The organism is Sediminibacterium sp. FW305-C-269 (assembly GCF_058231045.1).
On sequence record NZ_JBIQXQ010000005.1, the window covers coordinates 50,099 to 69,283 of the forward strand.

Annotated in this window: 18 protein-coding genes; 7 read left to right on the forward strand and 11 right to left on the reverse strand. The window is 48.0% G+C overall.

The genetic code is table 11. From position 1 onward, the window contains the following. Nucleotides 1–14: 14 nt before the first annotated feature. Together ACH3Y6_RS14880 and ACH3Y6_RS14885 are read right to left on the reverse strand one after the other, a co-directional pair. A complete protein-coding gene (locus ACH3Y6_RS14880) occupies nucleotides 15–986 on the reverse strand; it encodes a class I SAM-dependent methyltransferase (RefSeq protein ID WP_490836417.1) in 972 nt (323 codons plus the stop codon). Between the two features lie 10 nt (nucleotides 987–996). Next, the gene (locus tag ACH3Y6_RS14885; RefSeq protein WP_490836418.1) at nucleotides 997–1,875 is read right to left on the reverse strand and encodes a glycosyltransferase family protein; all 879 of its coding nucleotides are present in this window, start codon (nucleotides 1,873–1,875) and stop codon (nucleotides 997–999) included. Between the two features lie 195 nt (nucleotides 1,876–2,070). On the opposite strand from ACH3Y6_RS14885, the gene ACH3Y6_RS14890 reads away from it, so the two are divergent. Next, entirely contained in the window at nucleotides 2,071–2,544 is a 474-nt protein-coding gene (locus ACH3Y6_RS14890; RefSeq protein WP_490836419.1) for a ribonuclease H-like YkuK family protein, read from the forward strand. 62 nt (nucleotides 2,545–2,606) lie between these two features. Here ACH3Y6_RS14890 and yihA read toward each other — a convergent pair whose 3' ends face one another. The 3 genes from yihA to gpmI form a co-directional block, all read right to left on the reverse strand. Then, nucleotides 2,607–3,251, reverse strand: coding sequence for a ribosome biogenesis GTP-binding protein YihA/YsxC (gene yihA / locus ACH3Y6_RS14895; RefSeq protein ID WP_490836420.1), 645 nt, complete (start codon nucleotides 3,249–3,251; stop codon nucleotides 2,607–2,609). An 89-nt stretch (nucleotides 3,252–3,340) separates the two neighbouring features. Further along, nucleotides 3,341–3,835, reverse strand: coding sequence for a heme-binding domain-containing protein (locus tag ACH3Y6_RS14900; RefSeq protein WP_490836421.1), 495 nt, complete (start codon nucleotides 3,833–3,835; stop codon nucleotides 3,341–3,343). Between the two features lie 18 nt (nucleotides 3,836–3,853). Further along, nucleotides 3,854–5,374: a 2,3-bisphosphoglycerate-independent phosphoglycerate mutase gene (gene gpmI / locus ACH3Y6_RS14905; RefSeq protein ID WP_490836422.1), complete on the reverse strand. Its 1,521-nt coding sequence runs from the start codon at nucleotides 5,372–5,374 to the stop codon at nucleotides 3,854–3,856. 116 nt (nucleotides 5,375–5,490) lie between these two features. Between gpmI and ACH3Y6_RS14910 the strand changes: the two genes are divergently transcribed. The 3 genes from ACH3Y6_RS14910 to ACH3Y6_RS14920 all read left to right on the forward strand — a co-directional run bounded on the left by ACH3Y6_RS14910 (nucleotide 5,491) and on the right by ACH3Y6_RS14920 (nucleotide 7,239). Beyond that, complete coding sequence (locus ACH3Y6_RS14910; protein WP_490836423.1) at nucleotides 5,491–5,871, forward strand: DUF4783 domain-containing protein; 381 nt, start codon at nucleotides 5,491–5,493, stop codon at nucleotides 5,869–5,871. An 80-nt stretch (nucleotides 5,872–5,951) separates the two neighbouring features. Continuing rightward, nucleotides 5,952–6,812, forward strand: coding sequence for a carboxylating nicotinate-nucleotide diphosphorylase (gene nadC / locus ACH3Y6_RS14915; RefSeq protein ID WP_490836424.1), 861 nt, complete (start codon nucleotides 5,952–5,954; stop codon nucleotides 6,810–6,812). An 82-nt stretch (nucleotides 6,813–6,894) separates the two neighbouring features. Further along, on the forward strand, nucleotides 6,895–7,239 hold the full coding sequence (locus ACH3Y6_RS14920) for a translation initiation factor (RefSeq protein WP_490836425.1): 345 nt from the start codon (nucleotides 6,895–6,897) through the stop codon (nucleotides 7,237–7,239). 152 nt (nucleotides 7,240–7,391) lie between these two features. On the opposite strand, the gene ACH3Y6_RS14925 is transcribed toward ACH3Y6_RS14920, so the two are convergent. The 6 genes from ACH3Y6_RS14925 to dnaB form a co-directional block, all read right to left on the reverse strand. Next, nucleotides 7,392–7,838 (reverse strand): (4Fe-4S)-binding protein, encoded by a 447-nt coding sequence (locus ACH3Y6_RS14925; protein ID WP_490836426.1) that lies wholly within the window; start codon nucleotides 7,836–7,838, stop codon nucleotides 7,392–7,394. 490 nt (nucleotides 7,839–8,328) lie between these two features. Further along, on the reverse strand, nucleotides 8,329–10,152 hold the full coding sequence (locus ACH3Y6_RS14930; protein WP_490836427.1) for a DNA polymerase III subunit gamma/tau: 1,824 nt from the start codon (nucleotides 10,150–10,152) through the stop codon (nucleotides 8,329–8,331). 102 nt (nucleotides 10,153–10,254) lie between these two features. Next, entirely contained in the window at nucleotides 10,255–11,424 is a 1,170-nt protein-coding gene (locus ACH3Y6_RS14935; protein ID WP_490836428.1) for a hypothetical protein, read from the reverse strand. Between the two features lie 82 nt (nucleotides 11,425–11,506). Beyond that, nucleotides 11,507–13,105 carry a L,D-transpeptidase family protein gene (locus tag ACH3Y6_RS14940; protein WP_490836429.1) on the reverse strand — a complete coding sequence of 533 codons (1,599 nt, stop codon included), beginning with the start codon at nucleotides 13,103–13,105 and terminating at the stop codon, nucleotides 11,507–11,509. 57 nt (nucleotides 13,106–13,162) lie between these two features. Then, nucleotides 13,163–13,867 (reverse strand): RsmE family RNA methyltransferase, encoded by a 705-nt coding sequence (locus tag ACH3Y6_RS14945; protein ID WP_490836430.1) that lies wholly within the window; start codon nucleotides 13,865–13,867, stop codon nucleotides 13,163–13,165. An 83-nt stretch (nucleotides 13,868–13,950) separates the two neighbouring features. Beyond that, nucleotides 13,951–15,522: a replicative DNA helicase gene (dnaB, locus tag ACH3Y6_RS14950; RefSeq protein ID WP_490836431.1), complete on the reverse strand. Its 1,572-nt coding sequence runs from the start codon at nucleotides 15,520–15,522 to the stop codon at nucleotides 13,951–13,953. A 520-nt stretch (nucleotides 15,523–16,042) separates the two neighbouring features. On the opposite strand from dnaB, the gene pheT reads away from it, so the two are divergent. The 3 genes from pheT to ACH3Y6_RS14965 all read left to right on the forward strand — a co-directional run bounded on the left by pheT (nucleotide 16,043) and on the right by ACH3Y6_RS14965 (nucleotide 19,157). Then, nucleotides 16,043–18,460 (forward strand): phenylalanine--tRNA ligase subunit beta, encoded by a 2,418-nt coding sequence (pheT, locus tag ACH3Y6_RS14955; RefSeq protein ID WP_490836432.1) that lies wholly within the window; start codon nucleotides 16,043–16,045, stop codon nucleotides 18,458–18,460. A gap of 101 nt (nucleotides 18,461–18,561) precedes the next feature. Beyond that, a complete protein-coding gene (locus ACH3Y6_RS14960) occupies nucleotides 18,562–18,849 on the forward strand; it encodes a hypothetical protein (protein ID WP_490836433.1) in 288 nt (95 codons plus the stop codon). Between the two features lie 8 nt (nucleotides 18,850–18,857). Beyond that, nucleotides 18,858–19,157, forward strand: a complete 300-nt coding sequence (locus ACH3Y6_RS14965) for a cell division protein ZapA (protein ID WP_490836434.1) — start codon at nucleotides 18,858–18,860, stop codon at nucleotides 19,155–19,157. Nucleotides 19,158–19,185: the final 28 nt, after the last annotated feature.

Sequence of the window (19,185 nt, forward strand, 5' to 3'; positions counted from 1 at the left end):
GTAGTACAGTTAATTTATACCGCAGGTTTCCGCAGGCAGATCACTGCCGTATCTCCGTTCCCTTTTTCGTTCTGGGTTTTCATGATGGCGCGGAATCGCTTGATATCTTCCTTTGAGAACATACTGCTGCCATCTTTATTGAACATATGGCTTTTGGGATCATGTAACGGCATACCCACTTTGTATTGTTCACTGCTCCAGATCAGGTAATCGCTGCTGTCGTAATAGAATTTTTCTATGGTGAAGCCTGCTTCTTCTGCCAGTTTCCGCATTTGCCTGGCCGATGGGATAAAGATATGCCGGGGTGCGTCAATGCCACACCAGTACACGCCATAAGTTTGCCATCCATAATTGCCCATGATGGGGATACGGACCATCACCGCGCCACCAGGTTTGGTAATCTTCATCGCCTGTGTCAATACTTTCCCCGGCTCGAACATATGCTCCAGCGAATGGTGCATCATTACGATATCATATTGTTCAGTTACCTCGTAAATATTCTTTTTCAGGATACGGATAGAACCATAGTCATGACTTTCATTGATAAAAGGATCAATGCCGGTTAGGTTGGTGAAACCTATCTGGAACAAACGCGCCAGCAGACTACCATTCCCTGTACCGATATCGAGTATGGAGTCATCGTACCGGGCTCCCAGGTCTTTCATCCACTGGAACTGTTCGGGTAATTTGTAGCCGATCGAAAGCAGGCCACCCAGCACTTTGTTCTTTCCGAACAATAAATAATCGGCTTTGATCTTACGGAGCGTGTCGGCTTTTTTCCGGATGTTCAAATCGAGCTTGAAGGAATAGTAATCTTCGTTCGGGTAATATTTTCCAAGATCAGCAGGCACATCCTGTAATTGCATGCTGCCACAATGGCCGCATAACTGGTAGTTGAAATATTCATCCAGACCCAGTTGCAGTTCTTTTACCTTGAACAGCTGGTTGTTTTCCGTGTTGCCACAAAGCAGGCAGGGTGTTGTCATGGTGTATGTATTACCTGAGTAGAATATAGTTTTTGTAATCAAAAGGCCGGACACCTGTCCATTTTTCCATGAAGTTCTTGAAATGGTCTTTCAGGCTCAGGTTGTTGTAAGAGAGATCGTAGGTGAACTGCCAGTTCATCCTGTCAATTCTTTCCTTCATCACCCGGGGATGCGTACCGGTGAACTTTTCCAGCGCATCTATCTGCGAGTAATCAAATTCACCTGAATAGGTTTTCAGGAAGGTCTCGTCTACCCGGTCGCCCCCCCAGTAATTACCAAAATTTCGTTTCTTATCCATCATGGTCTGTGGGGGTCTTACCCATCCATAGTGATAGATGAACGCATCCATGGCTTTTACCTTCAGCTTCTGGTCATTGTCTTTCCGGAAACCCTGTGCATCCCGGTATGAATAGATATTAGTATTGTGACGGATGATCCGGATCTCGTTCCGGTACCAGTCAGAGGAACTGGCCACATAGTCGAAGGATCCATAAAAATGTTTGTATTTGAACAGCAGTCCATCCACTTCCGGAAGGTCTTTCCATTGTAACATGGCCTGCCGGACGGTCTCGAGGTATTGTTCGTGCAACACTTCATCACCCTGGATATAGAAACACCAGTCCGCATGCCCGCTGATGGCACGGAAAGCCTTATTGGTCTCATCGGCCAGTACCGCGCCACCTTCCCGAAGGGTAGAATCCCATACGGTATCAATGATCCGGATCTTGTCAGAGGGAATTGAAAGGATCAGCTCCCTTGTGGCATCCGAGGAATCGCCCACAGCCACCACCATCTCATCACATAGCGGCAGGACTGAGAGGATCGACTCCACCACCGGGTAATCAAACTGCACTGCATTCTTAATAAAGGTAAAACCGGCCACTCTCATGCAACAAATATACTATGTAAGGCAGTTTGTGGTTTATAGTTTGTGGTCTGTAGTTATTTTAACCGTCAACAACCCCAAACTACAAACCACAAACTGTCGCCTTTCTCTCGTTTTCCACGCATGTTAATAATAACATCATCTGTAAAAAGGGATAAGCTGGCTACAAATCGGTAAATTAGGGAAACCTCATAACATATGCATTGGAGAAAATTCAACGGAGAGCACATTCAGCTTCCTATCAAAGATGCGGTGAAAGAAGCCATTGAGCGGGAGCGTGCCATGGGAACCAAACTGAAAGTCTGTATTGGTACCGACAGCCAGGTAAAGGGCGAGGATACAGAATTCGCCACCGTTATCGTATTCCTCCGGGAACACAATGGCGGGTTCATGTACATTCACAATGAGAAGACAAAACAGAAGTATCACATCAAGGAACGCATGCTGGTGGAAGTAGCCAAGAGCATCGAAATTGCCTACGAACTCTGTAATCTTTTTATTGAGCACCAGGTGGATATGGAAGTGCATGCCGACATCAACACCAACCCTCAGTTCAAAAGCAATGATGCCCTGCGGGAAGCCATGGGTTATATCCTGGGTATGGGTTTTGCATTCAAGGCTAAACCGGAAGCATTCGCCAGCAGCTGTTGTGCCGATAAGGCCGTGAATTAGACCGTTGTTGTTTGATAACGTTGATTTGTAGCCGTCCGGCTATGAAAGTGGCACCGTCTCCCTTATGCGGTCCTGTTATTCTCCAGTATTTCTCGGTTACAATCATCAATGAACCGGAGGATCTCATCACGACCCAGTTTTTTCTCTGAGCTGGTTACGAAATGGCGGGGAAGGAACTGCCAGGTCTCTCTCAACTTATCTAAAAAAGCCTGTACATTTCTTGCCACAACACCGGGTTTTTCCTTGTCTGATTTGGTGAATACCAGGCTGAAATTCACTTTCCAGTGATCCAGCTGGTTCACAAATTCCAAGTCGATCTTCTGGGGTGCATGCCTGCTGTCGATCAGCACGAAAACCTGAACCAGGTTCTCTCTTTTGCGCAGGTAACCATTGATCATCTCCTCCCATTTTTTCCGTTCGGTCTGTGATCTCTTGGCGTATCCATAACCCGGCAGGTCTACCAGGAACCACCTGGATTTCGGCCTCTTATCTCCCGAACTGCTCTCCACTTCAAAATGGTTGATCAGTTGGGTTTTGCCGGGCGTGGCCGATGTTTTGGCCAGACTTTTCTGACCGGTAACCATATTGATCAGCGATGATTTACCCACATTACTCCTCCCAATGAATGCATATTCCGGCTTGTCGGGCTTGGGGCATTGACTTACCAAAGCGGAAGAAATAAGGTATTTGGCTGAGTTGATCTGCATGGGTGTAAAGTTAGAAGTCTGGCATCAGGAGCCCGAAGTTTTTTTACAACTCCCAATCCCGATACCAGACTTCAGTTTAGCCGGTAGTGTTATTTTCTTTTGGGCAGAACCAGGCTGTCGGCCGGGTATCTTGCCTTGATGCTGTCTCTTACAATTTCACACCAGGTAAAAAGCGCCTGCTTCTCGTCGTCGGTAAGTTTGGCCTCTTTGTGGATGATGGTATAGGATGTCATTGGCATTTCTCCATCTTTTACTTCATCCATACATTCTTCCAGTTTTTTGTACTGGCGTGCAATGCGGTAGCCATCAAATTCATTGAAGTTCAGATGTTTTTTTCCATCCTTGATATGGTCATTCAGCCACCAGGCCACAGGTTGTACCTCTGCATACCAGGGATACTTCGTGTTGTTGCTGTGACAATCATAACAGGCTTTGGCAAGAATGGTTTTCACATTCTCCGGAACTACATAACTCTTGGAAATATCCTTGCTGGTGTCGTTCGAATTGTTTTTGGCCGGCCGAAATGCCTGAGCCGCCACAAATAGCACCAGTAATACGATCAGAACCTTTTTCAGCATTTTCATATAAGCAGGTTTAGACATTTAAATTAAGATATTTCCCGTCATTTCCTTCGGAACGGGTAATCCCATAACTGTTAAAATAGTGGGAGCCAGGTCGCCCAGTTTGCCGGCTTTTACCTGGCCTTTCCATTCTTTGTCGATGATAAAGAAGGGAACGGGGTTCAGGGTATGCGCGGTATTCGGACTGCCATCTTCGTTCACCAGGTAGTCCGCATTGCCATGGTCAGCTGTCAGGAAAATGGTATAGCCATGTTCCAGGCCGGCGCTTACCACCCTGTTCACACAGGCATCTACGGTTTCAGCTGCAATGACAGCGGCGCTGAAAACGCCGGTATGTCCCACCATATCGGTGTTGGCATAGTTGAGACAGATAAAGTCGGCCGATTCCTTCTCGATTTCCGGAACCAGTTTATCTGTGATCTCTACGGCACTCATCTCCGGCTGCAGGTCGTAAGTGGCTACTTTGGGTGATGGCACCATGATACGGCTCTCACCTGCAAAAGGTTCTTCGCGGCCGCCACTGAAAAAGAAAGTCACGTGTGGGTATTTTTCCGTTTCGGCAATACGGATCTGTTTTTTGCCATGGGCAGCCAGTACTTCGCCGAGGGTATTGCTAAGGTTATCGTTCTCAAAGATCACATGTACGTTCTGGAACTTCTGGTCGTACATCGTCATGGTGGTATAGTGCAGGATCAGCTTCTCCATGCCAAATTCCGGGTTATCGCTTTGCGTGAGCACTTCTGTGATCTCGCGGCAGCGGTCGGTACGGAAATTGAAACAGATAACGGCATCCCCGTCTTTGATGGTTGCCAGCGGTTGCTGCGCTTCATCAACAATAACGGTGGGTTTGATAAACTCGTCGGTGATATCGGCTGCATAGGATTGTTCAATGGCCGCCAGCGCATCAGTTGCTTTGGGGCCTACACCTTTTACCAGACAGTCATAGGCAAGTTTTACGCGTTCCCAGCGTTTGTCGCGGTCCATGGCATAGTACCGGCCACTTACCGATGCGATCTTTCCCACCGAGTTGTTCAGGTGTTGCTGCAATTCGGTCAGAAAACCCAGTCCGCTTTTGGGATCGGTATCCCGGCCATCAGTGAATGCGTGAATATATACTTCATGAAGGCCTTCTTTTTTGCAGACATCGCAAATGGCTTTGATATGGTTCAGGTGAGAGTGTACACCACCATCACTCACCAGTCCTAACAGGTGTAAGGGTTTGCCGTTCTCTTTGGCAAAACGGATCGATCCCAGCAACTGGCTGTTCTCAGCAAATTCACCTGTGCGTATAGCTACATTGATGCGTTGTAATTCCTGATAAACGATACGGCCTGCACCCAGGTTCAGGTGTCCTACTTCACTGTTACCCATTTGTCCGTCGGGTAAACCCACTTCTTCGCCACAGGTGACCAGGGTGGTATTGGGGTATTTCCCATACAAAGAACTTACGAACGGAACATTCGCGTTCTGGATAGCATCGGCTGATTTGACCTTTCCCAGGCCCCAGCCGTCCATAATAACTAAAATGACTTTCTTGCTCATGGGATAAAATTACTGCATTTACAATTGATGAATAGATGTTAACTTTATCCCAATACCCTGTATACCTGAGTTTGGCATGTTTTTGGCAACCGGTGGGGTGTAACAAATCGTGTATTATGAAAAAGTTACTCTTATTGACCGGTCTGGTAGTGGGATTGATGTCCTTTACCGCCCAGGGCGATGTAGATGCCATTGTGAATGCGTTCAGATCGGCCGATGCAGGCCAGGTGGGCAATTATTTTGATGATTATGTTGATATCAAACTACTTGATAAAGATGAGGTAAAAAACATAGGCCGTAACCAGGCTACCCTTACCCTGAAGGCTTTTTTTGCAGAAAATGGCATCAAGGGCTTTGAAAAGACCTCCGAACGTGAGATCGGCACCACCATGTACCTGGCTGGTAAATTGTTGAACAATGCCAAAGGGCATAATATCACCATCATGCTCAAGGTAAAAGATGGTAAAAGGCAGATCATCACTTTGCGGATCAGCTGATAAGCGATAGAAAAACACTAAAAAATCCCGCTTCGAAACCCCGAGCGGGATTTTCATTTAGCAGCCCCTACATTTACAACATGAAATCGTTCGACGAACAATTGGAACACCTGGTAAATGAAGCTTTGCAGGAAGATGTGGGCGATGGTGACCATTCCACCCTCAGCTGTATACCACCGCAGAAAAGAGGCAAAGCCGTATTAAAGATCAAACAGGATGGTATACTGGCCGGTATGGCTGTTGCCGAAAAGATCTTTCGTATGCAAGAGCCCGGTGCGGTCTTCACTGCTTTTCAGAAAGACGGTGACGCCGTACAAAGCGGCGAAAAAGCCTTCGAGGTGGAAGCCAGTGTACATACCATCCTCACCTGCGAAAGACTGGTGCTGAACTGTATGCAGCGCATGAGCGGTATCGCTACCCTTACCCATCGCTACACGGAAAAACTAAAGGGCTATCATACCCGTTTGCTGGATACCCGCAAAACCACACCCAATTTCCGCCTGCTGGAGAAAGAAGCAGTGAAGATCGGCGGAGGGGTGAACCATCGTTTCGGTCTGTATGATATGATCATGCTGAAGGACAACCATATTGATTATTGCGGCGGCATAACGCAGGCCATTGAGGCGGCGTATGCCTATACGCAGAAAATGGCGAACCCCCTTCGCATAGAAGTGGAAACACGCAGTCTGGAAGATGTACAAACGGTTTGCGAAATGGGCAAGGGTAAAGTGTTCCGTATCATGCTGGATAATTTTACACCGGCTCTGATCACGGAAGCTTTGCAGATCATCAAAAGCGCATTTGAGACGGAAGCCAGCGGCGGCATTCATTTAGACACGATCGAGGCCTATGCCGCAACCGGTGTGGATTATGTGAGTGTGGGCGGCCTGATACACCAGGCACAAAGCATCGATCTTAGCCTGAAAGCCATACTCCTGTAAAACTGTGCCCTTGCGCCTTTGCGAGCAAATAATGCAACCCTCACGTAACCCGAATTATTGATCAAATTTTATTCAAAACGCAATGAGCAAAAAAAACAGACCCGATACCAGAGGTTTTGTGTTCAGCACCGATCCTTCTTTCCGTTTTGAAGAGGAGGCAGCGGAAACGCAGGATACTTTACCCGCCAACCAGCAAAAACTGCGCATCCGGTTGGATACCAAACAAAGAGCAGGCAAAGCAGTAACGCTGGTCACCGGTTTTGTTGGAAAAGACGAGGACCTGGAAGACCTGGGAAAAAAACTCAAGAACTTTTGCGGTACCGGTGGCAGTGTAAAAGACGGCGAAGCCATTGTGCAGGGCGATCAGCGGGACAAGGTATTGCAATGGCTGCTCAAGAACGGGTATTCGGGATCGAAGAGGGCGTGAGTGGTGAGTGGTGAGTAGTGAGTATTTGCGAATGGGTAATGGATCCCTGCCTTTCGTGTCAATGGGCAATGGTGAATGGCCAATAGGACAATTGACAATTCATCATTGCCCATTCACTTCCTACTCACCACTCACCACTCACGATTGACGATTCACCCCTCGAAACCATTGGTCTTATGTGATCCGTCACAATACGGTTTATTGGCCGACCCGCCGCAGCGGCAGAGGGCTGTTCTTCCTTTCTTGACTTCCACGTTCCCATTGCTGTGTGTGATGCGGCAATCGGTCTCTATCAGGATCGGGCCGTTTGGTTTGATCTGTATATTCAATATCTCTGCAGCTTCACTAACAATCGCTGTTTGTGGCTCATTGGCAGCCTCCGGGTCGTTTAAGAAATAACTCAGCGCACCACTCGGACATTTCCGCACCTGTTCAATAATCTGTTCGGTAGTACCGCCCTGCATATTCACCCAGGGCCGTTTGGACGGATCGAATACTTCTCTCAGACCGGTCCAGCAGATACGGCTGTGTATGCAGGCGTCCGGCTTCCAGACAACCGTCACTTCGCCATTGGTGTATTTCAAGGTTTTAACAGGCATACGGGGTAATTACCACTTAAATATAAGCATACTTATGTGTTGTATTGTTGATAACCTCACCTCCAGACTTGGGTGCTGCGTGTATTTGTGTCCCCTTGTAATCCATCAGTTCTCTAGAGAACGGCCATTGATAATCAGTGATTTATATTCGATCGCTAGTTTAACTCATTGTAATCTATTGATTATCCGTTCTTTATTCAAAGATGACCTGCAGATAACCCGCAGATAACCCGCCTATGACCCGCAGATAACCCGCCTCTTTAAAGAGACGAATCATAAGCAGGTTATCTGTAGTTCATAGGCAGTATATCGGATAAATAAGATACCATCGGATCCGAAAAGACGGGACAGCAGGAACGTAGGTAAAATGGGAAGGTCGTTGGTCAGGCAGGGTTATGAATACGGGCGATCGTGACCATTGGCTGATCGGGTGATTTTTTACTGGTGTATCAGGTAATACTGATCGTGAGGTGTGGTCTAAGAGAGATCTTTAATAATCTATCTCCAGTTTCAATCTTTCTTTCAGTTCCTTCACCAGGGGGTATTGTTCTGCAATGTGTTCAAATTTCTGCTTGCTGTTGAGGCGCATGTGTACGGGTATGTCCTCTCTTTCGGAAGCTTCAACCAATACATCGAAGGTAATGGTGCGGTTATTGAAACTGGTTTGCAGGTGGTCTGTCAGCATCATCCGTTCCTGTTCCACAAATTTCTGGGAGGTGAGTGCGGAAACGGTAATGGTAAAACGGATATCATTCTCTATTGTCAGCCTTGCCGATCTGAAGGTGCCGGCAGAAGAGTGTTTCTGTTGTTTTTCCAGCTGTGTGGTGTAGCTGTCCCAGCATTCGCGCAGTTTCTCCATATTCAGTGTCTCGGCCTCCTTTACTTCTTCAATGGCATACTGATCCCCATATTTTTCGCGCAAAGTGTCCAGTAAATTCTTCTTAATACCACCGGTTGCAGGTGGCATATTACGAGGTGCTGGTTTGGGTGCGGTTGGTTGAGGAGCAGCCTGAACCGGTGCTGCTGTTTTTTGAGTCGCAGCTGTTGTGGCCTGCGGTGCCGGTCTTTGCTCTATGTATAAACGGGCTTCGGTGGCTGGTACGGCGATACCGGCCGGTTTGAACTGAACCGGGGTAACGGGTTTGGTACGGAACGCTACCGGTCCGTCAAGTCGTTTTTTTTTAACCACCTGCCCGTTTTCTACGGAGAGGTCGATGGCCTGCTGCAGGAAATTGAGCTTGATCAGTGTCAGCTCCACATGCAACCTTTTGTTGCGGGCCATCTTATAGTTGATCTCAGATTCGTTCAGGATATTCAATGCGCTGACCAGGTAAGACATGCTTGTATTGGAAGCAGTGGCCACATATTTGTCGCGCATGCCTTCCACCACTTCGAGTAAGGCAGCGGATTTAGGATCCTTGCATACCAGCAGGTTACGGATGAATTCGGCAAAACCATTCAATACCAGGTCGCCTTCAAAACCCTTTCGGTTGATCTCATCGAACAGTAACATAGCGGCTGCCATATCCTGCTGCTGCATGGCTTCCAGTAATTTGAAATAATAATCTTCGTCCAGGATATTCAGGTGTTCCAGCGTATTCTGGTAAGTGACCGTTCCGTTGGTGAAGCTGACGATCTTATCGAGGATACTCAATGAGTCGCGCATGCAACCTTCACTTTTCTGGGCGATCACCTGGAGTGCGGCTTTCTCGGCCTTGATCTCTTCCTTATCAACGATCTCCTGCAGGTGGTCTACTGTATCGTTATTGGTGATGCGTTTGAAATCGAAGATCTGGCAACGGCTCAGGATCGTTGGCAGGATCTTATGTTTCTCAGTGGTGGCCAGGATGAAAATGGCATAGGAAGGAGGTTCTTCCAGCGTTTTCAGGAAGGCATTGAAGGCACTGGCACTCAGCATGTGCACCTCATCCACGATATATACCTTGTACTTACCCGCCTGTGGTGCAAACCGAACCTGTTCTACCAGCGTACGGATATCGTCCACCGAGTTGTTGCTGGCGGCATCCAGCTCGTGAATATTGAGCGAGGTGCCCGCATCGAACGATACGCAGCTGTTGCAAGTGTTACAGGCTTCGCCATCGGGTGTTGGGTTGGTGCAGTTGATGGTCTTGGCAAGGATACGGGCACAGGTGGTCTTACCTACGCCACGCGGACCGCAAAACAGGAAGGCATGCGCCAGCTGGTTATTGCGGATCGCATTTTTTAATGTGGTAGTGATATGCGACTGCCCTACCACCGTATTAAAATTCTGTGGCCTGTATTTTCGTGCCGAAACAATAAACTTATTCTCCATAGCGAGCTTGCAAGATACAGATTAGCTGTCAGCTACAGGCGGTTGGCAACAGGCTTCTGGTCAATGTGAACAATTTTCAGAAGCCGGCCCGCCTGCACGGGTTCAATATTCCATTTCCGGGTGACGTTCAAAGATTTGCTCCCGGTTGAACAGATAGCGGAAAGTGACCATACGGCGGCTCTGCCTGCCTCCCAGGCTTTTATAGATATTGATCATTTTCGGGTTCCAGTCGCCTGCCCAGCCCATTTCATATTGGGTATACCAGCCCTTGCCCTGTAACAGCAGGGCGCATTCGTAGATCATAAAACTGTCGATGCCCAACGCCTGGTACTTGGGTACCACCCCGAAGGCCAGGCCGGTAAGCCGTTTGTTATATCCTGTTCTTTTCATCCATAACAAACGCAGTTTCTCAAGGATACCCAGTTTACCGTTAAAATGTTTGAAGTACTGGTTCAGGTCGGGTATGTTGATGAACATGGCGATGGGTTCCTCACGGTAATAGGCAAACCATACAGCCCGCTCATCCATAATGGGTTTCATTTTTGAGAACAGTTTCATCACCTGCTCTTTGGTGATCTCTTTGTTTTCTCCATGCTGTGCCCAGGCGGCGTTGTACACGGTGGCAAAATCACCCGCATATTTTTCCAGCGCACTCAGTTTCACATGCCGGGCCTCGTAACCCGGTTTGGCTTTGAACTTGGCATGTCTTTCTTCAAAACGTTGCGGCAGTGGATCGTCCACGTTCATGTAGTAGTAATACTGGTTATAATATTTCTGAAAACCGTATTGCTCAAACAGTTTCTCGTAGTACGCGGGATTGAATGACATGCCATACATGGGCTCGCTGTCAAATCCTTCCACCATCAGTCCCCACCATTTATCACGATCGCCAAAGTTGATCGGCCCATCCATGGCCTGCATGCCCTTGCTCTGTAACCATTCTTTGGCGGTATCAAACAGGAGGTTGGCTGCTTCCTGGTCGTTGATACAGTCAAAAAAACCGATACCACCGGTTGGGAAATCGGTTCCCTTATTGATGTATTTGGAATTGGTGAAAGCTGCGATACGGCCGATCAGTTGGCCGTTATCGTCTTTCAGGACCCACCGTTTGGTATCTCCATATTTGTAATGTTTGTTCTTGGCAGTGTCGAACACATCGTTCACCTCATTATCTAACGAACGGATGTATACGGGGTTTTCCCGGTTCATCAGTGCGTTCACTTCCAGAAATTCCCTGGCGGTTTTTGTGTTGGTTACTTCTACCAGTTGCATAGCGGACCCTGTTTTTACAAATGTACTGTTTGGATATATCTTCACGAAAACTCCGTAGCTGGCTTCCCGGTATCTGTCCGGATCATTTAACGAATAATTTCTCGGCCATTTTTTCGTCGTGTTTGTAGAGGTCGTTGCGGAAGTTCAGTTTTCCTTCCGCATCAACCCAGGCAGTGAAATACACAACATAAACGGGTATGGGTTTGTTGATGTTCACCCATTTTTCTTTTGATAAATGCATGGCGCTGTCGATCTTCTCGCTGGTCCAACTGGGATCATCACGCAGCAGGTATTCCGCAAATTTCCTGGGTTCACTGATGCGGATACAGCCATGACTGAAGCTCCGGTTGGCCATGGAGAACAGTTCCTTATTGGGCGTATCATGCAAGTAGATATTATAATTGTTGGGGAAGAGGAATTTTACCAGTCCCAATGCATTCGTAGGCCCCGGCCGCTGCCTGATCTCGGGTAATCCGCCACTGTAGGATGTGATCTCCATATTGTTCCTTGCCAGGTAATGGCTGTTTCTGCGGATGGCGGGTAATATTTCGTTGCGGGTGATGCTGGGCGGCACATTCCAGTAGGGACTGAACACCACGTATTTCAGGTTGCTGGTAAAGATCACCGTATTATTCGCCGCTTTTCCCACAATCACATTCATCTCCATTACCTGCCGGCCGCTATCTATCACATGCAGTTTGAATTCGGGAATATTCACCAGTACAAAATTGCTGCCCCTTTCAGCAGGCATCCACCTGACCCTTTCAATATTTACCAGGATCTGCCTGATGCGGTCTGAAAGAGAAACATTCAGTTCGGCGATCATCCTGCTGCCGATCACACCGTCCGTGGCAAGCCCCATTCTTTGCTGGAATATTTTTACCGCTGCTGTCAGTGAGCTGTCGAAGAGATGGCTGGTATTGCCTGCAGGCATATCGCCCAGTAACTGCAGCCTTTGTTTGATCTGGGTGATGCGATAAGCGGTGTCGCCGGTCTTCAGTGGTTTTTTTAGGGGGGTAATACTGTCTTTCGGATATTGTTTTTCCAATGCCAGGTATTTCCCCAACTGCTCCTGTAATTTATGATACTGTGGGTTTACGATGACAAATTGCGCACCTTCTGCCTGGGCTGTTTTGAGTGAAGAATCCAGTAAGGCCGTAAGGTTGATCTTTTTTTTGGGGATATACCAACCCAGTTGTCTGGCATCAAGGTCGCTTCCCTTAAACACTTTGGCCGCATAACGGAAAAACTGGCCTGTCAGCAATAGTTCTGCCTGCAATACTTTGGGCTCGCCCATACTGGGTTTTGCTTTCCGGATATGCATGTCTTCAAAAAGCTCCTCTAAAAGTTTGTTGTAGAAAGAGCTGTCCGAAAAATCCGTGATATAACTGTTTTGCAGGTTAAGGAAGTTATGCGCCTGCTCGGCAAGACCGGTTGTATCGAACCAGGCATATTCATAATTGCGTTGATGGTAGAAGTTCCGGAACTGCGTGGTGAAATCAGCAAATTCGGGATGTTTTGCCAGGAAGCTGTCTACAGTTGCACTATCCAGGAATACCGGGTTAAAGGAATTGGCGGGAGTAACGGTCGTATCTCTGGCCACCGCATGGTTGGGTGTGAAATATTTGCAGGAGCAAAATACCAGCAATAAGAAAGTGATACCCAAAAAAATGCGTCTCATGGTGTTATGAATATACTAAATGAACTTTTCCTTTACCGGGCCTTTGGGGTATGGTTGTTACCTGTTCACCAGCAAAGCAGATGCCACAACCCCGGCTGTTTCGGCTCGAAGGCGGGTATCTCCCAAACTGACAGGTTTATAACCATGCTCCAATGCCATTTTGATCTCTGCGGGGGTAAAATCGCCTTCCGGACCGATCAGGATCTCTGTCTCCGGAAAAACGGGCAGGTCTTTGATCAGCTGTTTGGTGCTTTCTTCGCAATGCGCCACCAGTTTCTGTTGCCCGCCGGATCTGGTAACATGATCGGTAAGGGATACAGGCTCGTGCAGTATGGGTAACCAGGATTGCTGACTTTGCAGCATGGCGGCGATCAGTATGCCGTTCAATCTGTCGTGGCGAAATCGGCTATGCTCTGTTCGCTGACAAAGCAGTGGTTGTATGTCAGTAACACCAATCTCCGTTGCTTTCTCCAGGAACCACTCAAAGCGACTGGCATTTTTCAGCAGGGAAATGGCGATACTTGTTTTTGGGGAGGAAGCGGGTTGTGTACTGTGCTCTTCAATCAGCGCCACCGTTCTTTTTTTGTCTGCACTGATGATGCTGGCTTTGTACAGGTTTCCCCGCCCATCTGTCAGTTGGAGTTTGGCACCTGCCTGCATCCGTAATACCTGTGTGCAGTGTTTACTGGTCTCCTCACTCAGGGTAACCTGAGCATGTATGCCTGGTATGGCCTGTTCGTAGAAAAAAGGGAGCGATGACATGATCAGAAAAGTACAGGGTTAGCAGTACGGAATGGGATTTCTGCAAAGGTACGGGTTCCTGTACCGTACCTTGGTTGGACTTCCTAGAAGGGTGCGTCGTTGTCGAAGCCTTCATCAAAATCGCCACCATTCATCCTGCTGCCTTTCTGGATAAAGAGTTTGCTGTCGCTGGCACCACCGGCTGCCGGGGGCACTGATGGGCCAACCGGTTTCCAGCTGCTGCCCAGGCCGGGCATTCCGCCGTTATCGTCCCACTCTTCAAATTTCTGGATCTCCAGTTTGGCACGGAGCTTCACGGTTTCAAGTGAACCATTCCGGTGTTTGGCGATGCGTATATGCGTTTCACCATGGGTGCTCTCGCCGTGTTCATTGTTCATCACTTCATAGTATTCCGGACGGTAAATGAACATGACCATATCGGCATCCTGTTCAATGGCTCCCGATTCACGGAGGTCACTCAGCTGCGGCATCTTACTTTCCTTACGGGTTTCAACCGCACGGCTTAACTGGCTCAATGCAATGATGGGTACGTTCAGTTCTTTAGCGAGCGCTTTCAGGTTACGGGAAATATTGCTGATCTCCTGCTCCCGGTTGCTGTTCCGGTCGCCGCTGCCGCTCATGAGCTGCAGGTAGTCGATGATGATGATACCTACATTGTGTTTGTTCACCAGCCTTCTGGCTTTGGCGCGGAATTCGAAAATATTCAGTGCGGCGGTATCATCGATGAAAATTGGGGCTACTTCCAGCTTTTTGATACCCTTGCTCAGCAATTGTTCATATTCGTAGTTCTCCAGTTTACCCCGGCTGATCTTTTCCATCTTGATCTCACTCTCTGCACTCAGGATACGCTGTACCAGCTGTGAGGCGCTCATCTCCAGCGAAAAGAAACCCACCGGCACCGGTTTGGTAGGGTGCAGGGCCGAGTTCCGGGCCAGGTTCAGCGCGAAGGCGGTTTTACCCACGGAAGGACGTGCTGCCAGGATGATCAGGTCCGTAGGCTGCCAGCCGTATGTGATACGGTCCAGCGTAGGGAAACCGCTGGGTACCCCCGAAATATCTTCGGTCTTGGTACGCAGCTCATCAATACGGTTGATGGTCTTGGCCAGTACGTTCTGAATATCTTCAAAGTTCTTCTTCAGGTAATTGTTGGTGATGTTGAACATCTTGGTCTCACTCTCATCCAGCAGATCGAAAACGTCCGTACTGTCCTCATAAGCGTCGCCAATGATCTCGCCACTGATGCGGATCAGTTCGCGCTGGATGAATTTCTGCAGTACGATACGGGCATGCGCTTCAATATTGGCGGTAGATACCACCGAGTTGGTGAGTTTGGTAACGTAATAAGGGCCACCTACTGCATCCAGCTGTTCGCGCATTTTCAGTTCTTCCACCACGGTCAGGATATCGATGGGCATACTTTTCTGCTGCAGGCCCTGCATGGCTTTGTATATCAGCTGATTGGCCTCAACGTAAAAACATTCTGGTTTGATGATCTCGGAGATGGTATCAAAAGCGCTTTTTTCCAGCATTACGGCACCCAGTACCGCTTCCTCCAGTTCTTTTGCCTGTGGCGGTACTTTGCCATACAGCATGGTGCTCATATCTATCGAAGTCTTCCTTCTTTTCCGGTCTTTGTTCAGGCTGGTGAGATCCATGTATCTTCAGTTCTTTAAAGAGTTAGTAAACTTTTTTTCCATTCTTCCCAGGAACGGTTTCCATGTTAAGGAATTGTTATCCGGGAAGTAAAGGGGAGCGAATATATGGGTTAGAAAGGGGCCTCAGAAAATTTTTTCGGGCAATTTTCATCCACAGTCAATCCCAAGGCTATCCACAGTTAGCTGCCCTCTATCCACACAAATTACTAAGCTTATCCACTAAAATCAAAAGTTTTCCGCTATCTCTACCCGGTAATGCACAGGGTCCTGTGCAGAAAGAATTCTTAGAAAAAATGGGGGCTTTCAGGGGAAAAGATGTAACTGATAAGCAGGGATCGGGAGTGGTGAGTAGGGAGTAGGGAGAGGTTGACTGGCTATTCCCCGGGATCTGCAGGTGATCCCAGGCCCTGACTGTGGTGAATAAGAGGTTTTTGGCTGATTACTCACCACTCACCACTCCCGATTCGCGCCTCACTGAACTTTATCGCTTACTTTTGATGCCCGTAAAGAGCAAGCAAATATGACGATCAGTTACAATTGGTTATGTGATTACCTGCCGGAAGCCATTGAGCCAGAGAAATTATCGAAGATCCTGACCTCCATCGGCCTGGAAGTGGAAAGTCTTGAAAAATATGAGAGCATCAGGGGTGGATTGGCAGGACTGGTGATCGGTGAGGTATTGGAAACCAGCCAGCATCCCAATGCCGATAAATTAAAACTGACCAAAGTGACTATTGGTGCTACAGAACCTCTGCAGATTGTTTGTGGGGCAGCCAATGTGGCCGCCGGACAAAAAGTGGTGGTAGCCACTATCGGAACCACGATCTATCCTGTTACCGGTGATCCCATGACCATGAAACTGGCCAAGATCCGAAGTGTGGAAAGCCAGGGTATGATCTGTGCCGAAGATGAGATTGGTGTGGGTACCAGTCACGAAGGAATCCTTGTTATGCCCGCAGACGCAGTAGTAGGCTCACCTGCAGCAGATTACTTCAAACCATATTCAGACTGGATCTACGAGATCGGTCTTACCCCCAACCGGATGGATGCCATGAGCCATTATGGTGTTGCCAGGGATGTTTGCGCCTATCTCACACATCATATCGCAGAGGCCAAGGTAAAAACGCCTTTTACCAATGGATTCTCCGTAGACAATACTTCCTTGCCGATCAAGGTCAAGATCGAGAATACAGAAGCCTGCCCGCGTTATGCCGGTGTCAGCATCAGCGGCGTAACTGTTGGTGAATCGCCCAAATGGCTGAAAGACCGGCTGGTGGCCATTGGACTGCGTTCTATCAACAATATTGTCGATATCACCAATTTCATCCTGCATGAGACCGGTCAGCCGCTGCATGCTTTTGATGCGGATGCCATCATCGGTGGAGAAGTGATTGTAAAGAACCTGGCTTCCGGTACGCCATTTATAACACTTGACGAAAAAGAAAGAAAACTGGATGCCGAAGACCTGATGATCTGTAATGCCAAAGAAGGCATGTGTATTGCCGGTGTATTTGGCGGGTTGAAAAGTGGCGTGACGGCTGCTACAAAGCATATTTTCCTGGAAAGCGCCTGGTTCCATCCCGTAAGTATCCGTAAAACATCGGTCCGCCATGAACTGCGTACAGATGCGGCTACCCGTTTTGAAAAAGGGGTAGACATTTCCAATACCGTTAATGTACTGAAGCGCGCGGCACTGCTGATCAAAGAAATTGCCGGTGGAACCATTGCCAGTGAGATCGTGGATGTATATCCTGATCCCAGGCCAAAGGCGGAAGTATCGCTCAAAAACCATTACCTCAAAAAACTGAGCGGTAAGAATTACCATGCCGATGCCATCAAACGCATCCTCGTTAGTCTCGGTTTCGAGATCGTGCGGGAAGGGCTGGATGAATTGCGTGTGGCTGTGCCTTACAGCAAACCGGATATCAGCATACCGGCCGATATTGTGGAAGAGATCCTGCGTATCGACGGGCTGGACAATATCGAGATCCCCGCTACCATCACCATCAGTCCGGCAGTAGAGGCGCTGGGGCAAAAAGAAGCTTTGAAGGATAAGATCGCCACTTACCTGGTGGGCCAGGGTTTTACGGAGATACTGACCAACTCCATCACCAATAGCAAATATTTTGACGAAGAAGTACTGGCCGTAACGGTGAAGATGATCAATAACCTGAGTGAGGAGCTGAATGTACTCCGTCCATCCATGCTGGAAACAGGCCTGGAGTCCATTGCATATAACCTGAACCGGCGTAACCAGAACCTCCGCTTTTTTGAGATCGGGAAAACGTATTTTACCCGTGCAGTGGGGGAATATGTGGAAGAAGAACACCTCTGCCTGTACATAACCGGTAACGATCACGAAGACAGCTGGCGTGAAAAAGGCAAATCCAATGATTTTTACCGGTTGAAAGGACTGGCCACTGCCTTGTTCCAATTATCCGGCATCGGAAACCTGCAATTTGAAAAAGCAGAGGGAGATGGCCTGGTGCTGAACCTGGTCAGCGGCAAAAAACAGATGGGAAAACTGAGGCAGGTGCCGGCTGGAAAATTACAGGCATTCGATATCAAACAACCCGTATGTGTACTGGATATCGAATTCGGCAGTTTGCTGGAACTGGTCAGTCAGAACAAGATCCGCTACAGGGAAGTGAACAAATTCCCGGTCATGCAGCGCGACCTGGCCATGGTGGTGAGTCGTGGCATCAGTTTTGACCAGATAGAGCAGACGGTAAAAAAACTAAAACTTCCCCGTTTACAGGAAATGCGTCTTTTTGATGTGTTTGAAAGCGAAAAACTGGGTGCCGATAAAAAATCCATGGCCATCAGTTTCCTTTTTGCCGATGAGGAAAAAACCCTTACGGACAAGGAAGTAGATACCATGATTGCCAAACTGGTTCAGGGTTTTGAGAAAGATCTGGCGGCAGAAATCCGGAAATAAACGGCTTGTATTTTTACAAGTACCTAATTGTCAGAAGCCAAGTGAATAATAAGTGTAGTAAAATTGCATAACTCTTCTGCATTGACCTTATCTTTAATCAGATGGTTAACCTTGATCAACAGATAAAAAGCATCCAGGATAAACTTCAGCAGTTGCTGAAGCAACAGGTTTTGCTGCAAAAGGAGAACCAGCAATTGAAGAAGGAACTGGAGAAAGCCACGGCTTTGAACGAAGAGAAACAAAACCTGGTGGTATCGTTGCAGCAGCAGGTGGATGCCGTAAAACTGGGCTCGGGCTCACTGAATGAAGCAGAAAAAGCGGCCCTCAGTAAACGGATCGACGGATACCTGAAAGAAATTGACCAGTGCCTGGCACTGTTAAACACTTAACCTGACCCATGGCTGAACTCATTCCCGTTAATATCCTGATCGCCGACCGGACCTACCGCCTGAAAATAGAGGCAGCTGATGAGGAAATGGTGCGTAAGACCGCTGCCCTCATCAATGATAAGGTCACTGAGTTCAAGACCCAGTTTGCCGGTAAGGATATGCAGGATTATGTTTCGATGGTGTTACTCTGGTTCGCCACAGAGCAGAACCGATCCGGTATTGACCAGGTAAAATGGGAGGAAGCTTCCGAAAAACTGGCTTCGCTCGAAAAAATGGTTGATAAGGCTTTGACAGAAAACCCTTTGTGACCTTGCCCGGCTGTAGATATATCGGGGC

Excerpts from the sequence above, each read along its gene's own strand:
- ACH3Y6_RS14890 (WP_490836419.1), top strand. The coding sequence starts at position 2,071 with ATGCATTGGAGAAAATTCAACGGAGAGCACATTCAGCTTCCTATCAAA.
- ACH3Y6_RS14910 (WP_490836423.1), top strand. The coding sequence starts at position 5,491 with ATGAAAAAGTTACTCTTATTGACCGGTCTGGTAGTGGGATTGATGTCC.
- nadC (WP_490836424.1), top strand. The coding sequence starts at position 5,952 with ATGAAATCGTTCGACGAACAATTGGAACACCTGGTAAATGAAGCTTTG.
- ACH3Y6_RS14925 (WP_490836426.1), bottom strand. The coding sequence starts at position 7,838 with ATGCCTGTTAAAACCTTGAAATACACCAATGGCGAAGTGACGGTTGTC.
- gpmI (WP_490836422.1), bottom strand. The coding sequence starts at position 5,374 with ATGAGCAAGAAAGTCATTTTAGTTATTATGGACGGCTGGGGCCTGGGA.
- ACH3Y6_RS14930 (WP_490836427.1), bottom strand. The coding sequence starts at position 10,152 with ATGGAGAATAAGTTTATTGTTTCGGCACGAAAATACAGGCCACAGAAT.
- ACH3Y6_RS14935 (WP_490836428.1), bottom strand. The coding sequence starts at position 11,424 with ATGCAACTGGTAGAAGTAACCAACACAAAAACCGCCAGGGAATTTCTG.
- yihA (WP_490836420.1), bottom strand. The coding sequence starts at position 3,251 with ATGCAGATCAACTCAGCCAAATACCTTATTTCTTCCGCTTTGGTAAGT.
- ACH3Y6_RS14900 (WP_490836421.1), bottom strand. The coding sequence starts at position 3,835 with ATGAAAATGCTGAAAAAGGTTCTGATCGTATTACTGGTGCTATTTGTG.
- ACH3Y6_RS14885 (WP_490836418.1), bottom strand. The coding sequence starts at position 1,875 with ATGAGAGTGGCCGGTTTTACCTTTATTAAGAATGCAGTGCAGTTTGAT.
- ACH3Y6_RS14960 (WP_490836433.1), top strand. The coding sequence starts at position 18,562 with ATGGTTAACCTTGATCAACAGATAAAAAGCATCCAGGATAAACTTCAG.
- ACH3Y6_RS14965 (WP_490836434.1), top strand. The coding sequence starts at position 18,858 with ATGGCTGAACTCATTCCCGTTAATATCCTGATCGCCGACCGGACCTAC.
- ACH3Y6_RS14945 (WP_490836430.1), bottom strand. The coding sequence starts at position 13,867 with ATGTCATCGCTCCCTTTTTTCTACGAACAGGCCATACCAGGCATACAT.
- dnaB (WP_490836431.1), bottom strand. The coding sequence starts at position 15,522 with ATGGATCTCACCAGCCTGAACAAAGACCGGAAAAGAAGGAAGACTTCG.
- pheT (WP_490836432.1), top strand. The coding sequence starts at position 16,043 with ATGACGATCAGTTACAATTGGTTATGTGATTACCTGCCGGAAGCCATT.
- ACH3Y6_RS14920 (WP_490836425.1), top strand. The coding sequence starts at position 6,895 with ATGAGCAAAAAAAACAGACCCGATACCAGAGGTTTTGTGTTCAGCACC.
- ACH3Y6_RS14940 (WP_490836429.1), bottom strand. The coding sequence starts at position 13,105 with ATGAGACGCATTTTTTTGGGTATCACTTTCTTATTGCTGGTATTTTGC.
- ACH3Y6_RS14880 (WP_490836417.1), bottom strand. The coding sequence starts at position 986 with ATGACAACACCCTGCCTGCTTTGTGGCAACACGGAAAACAACCAGCTG.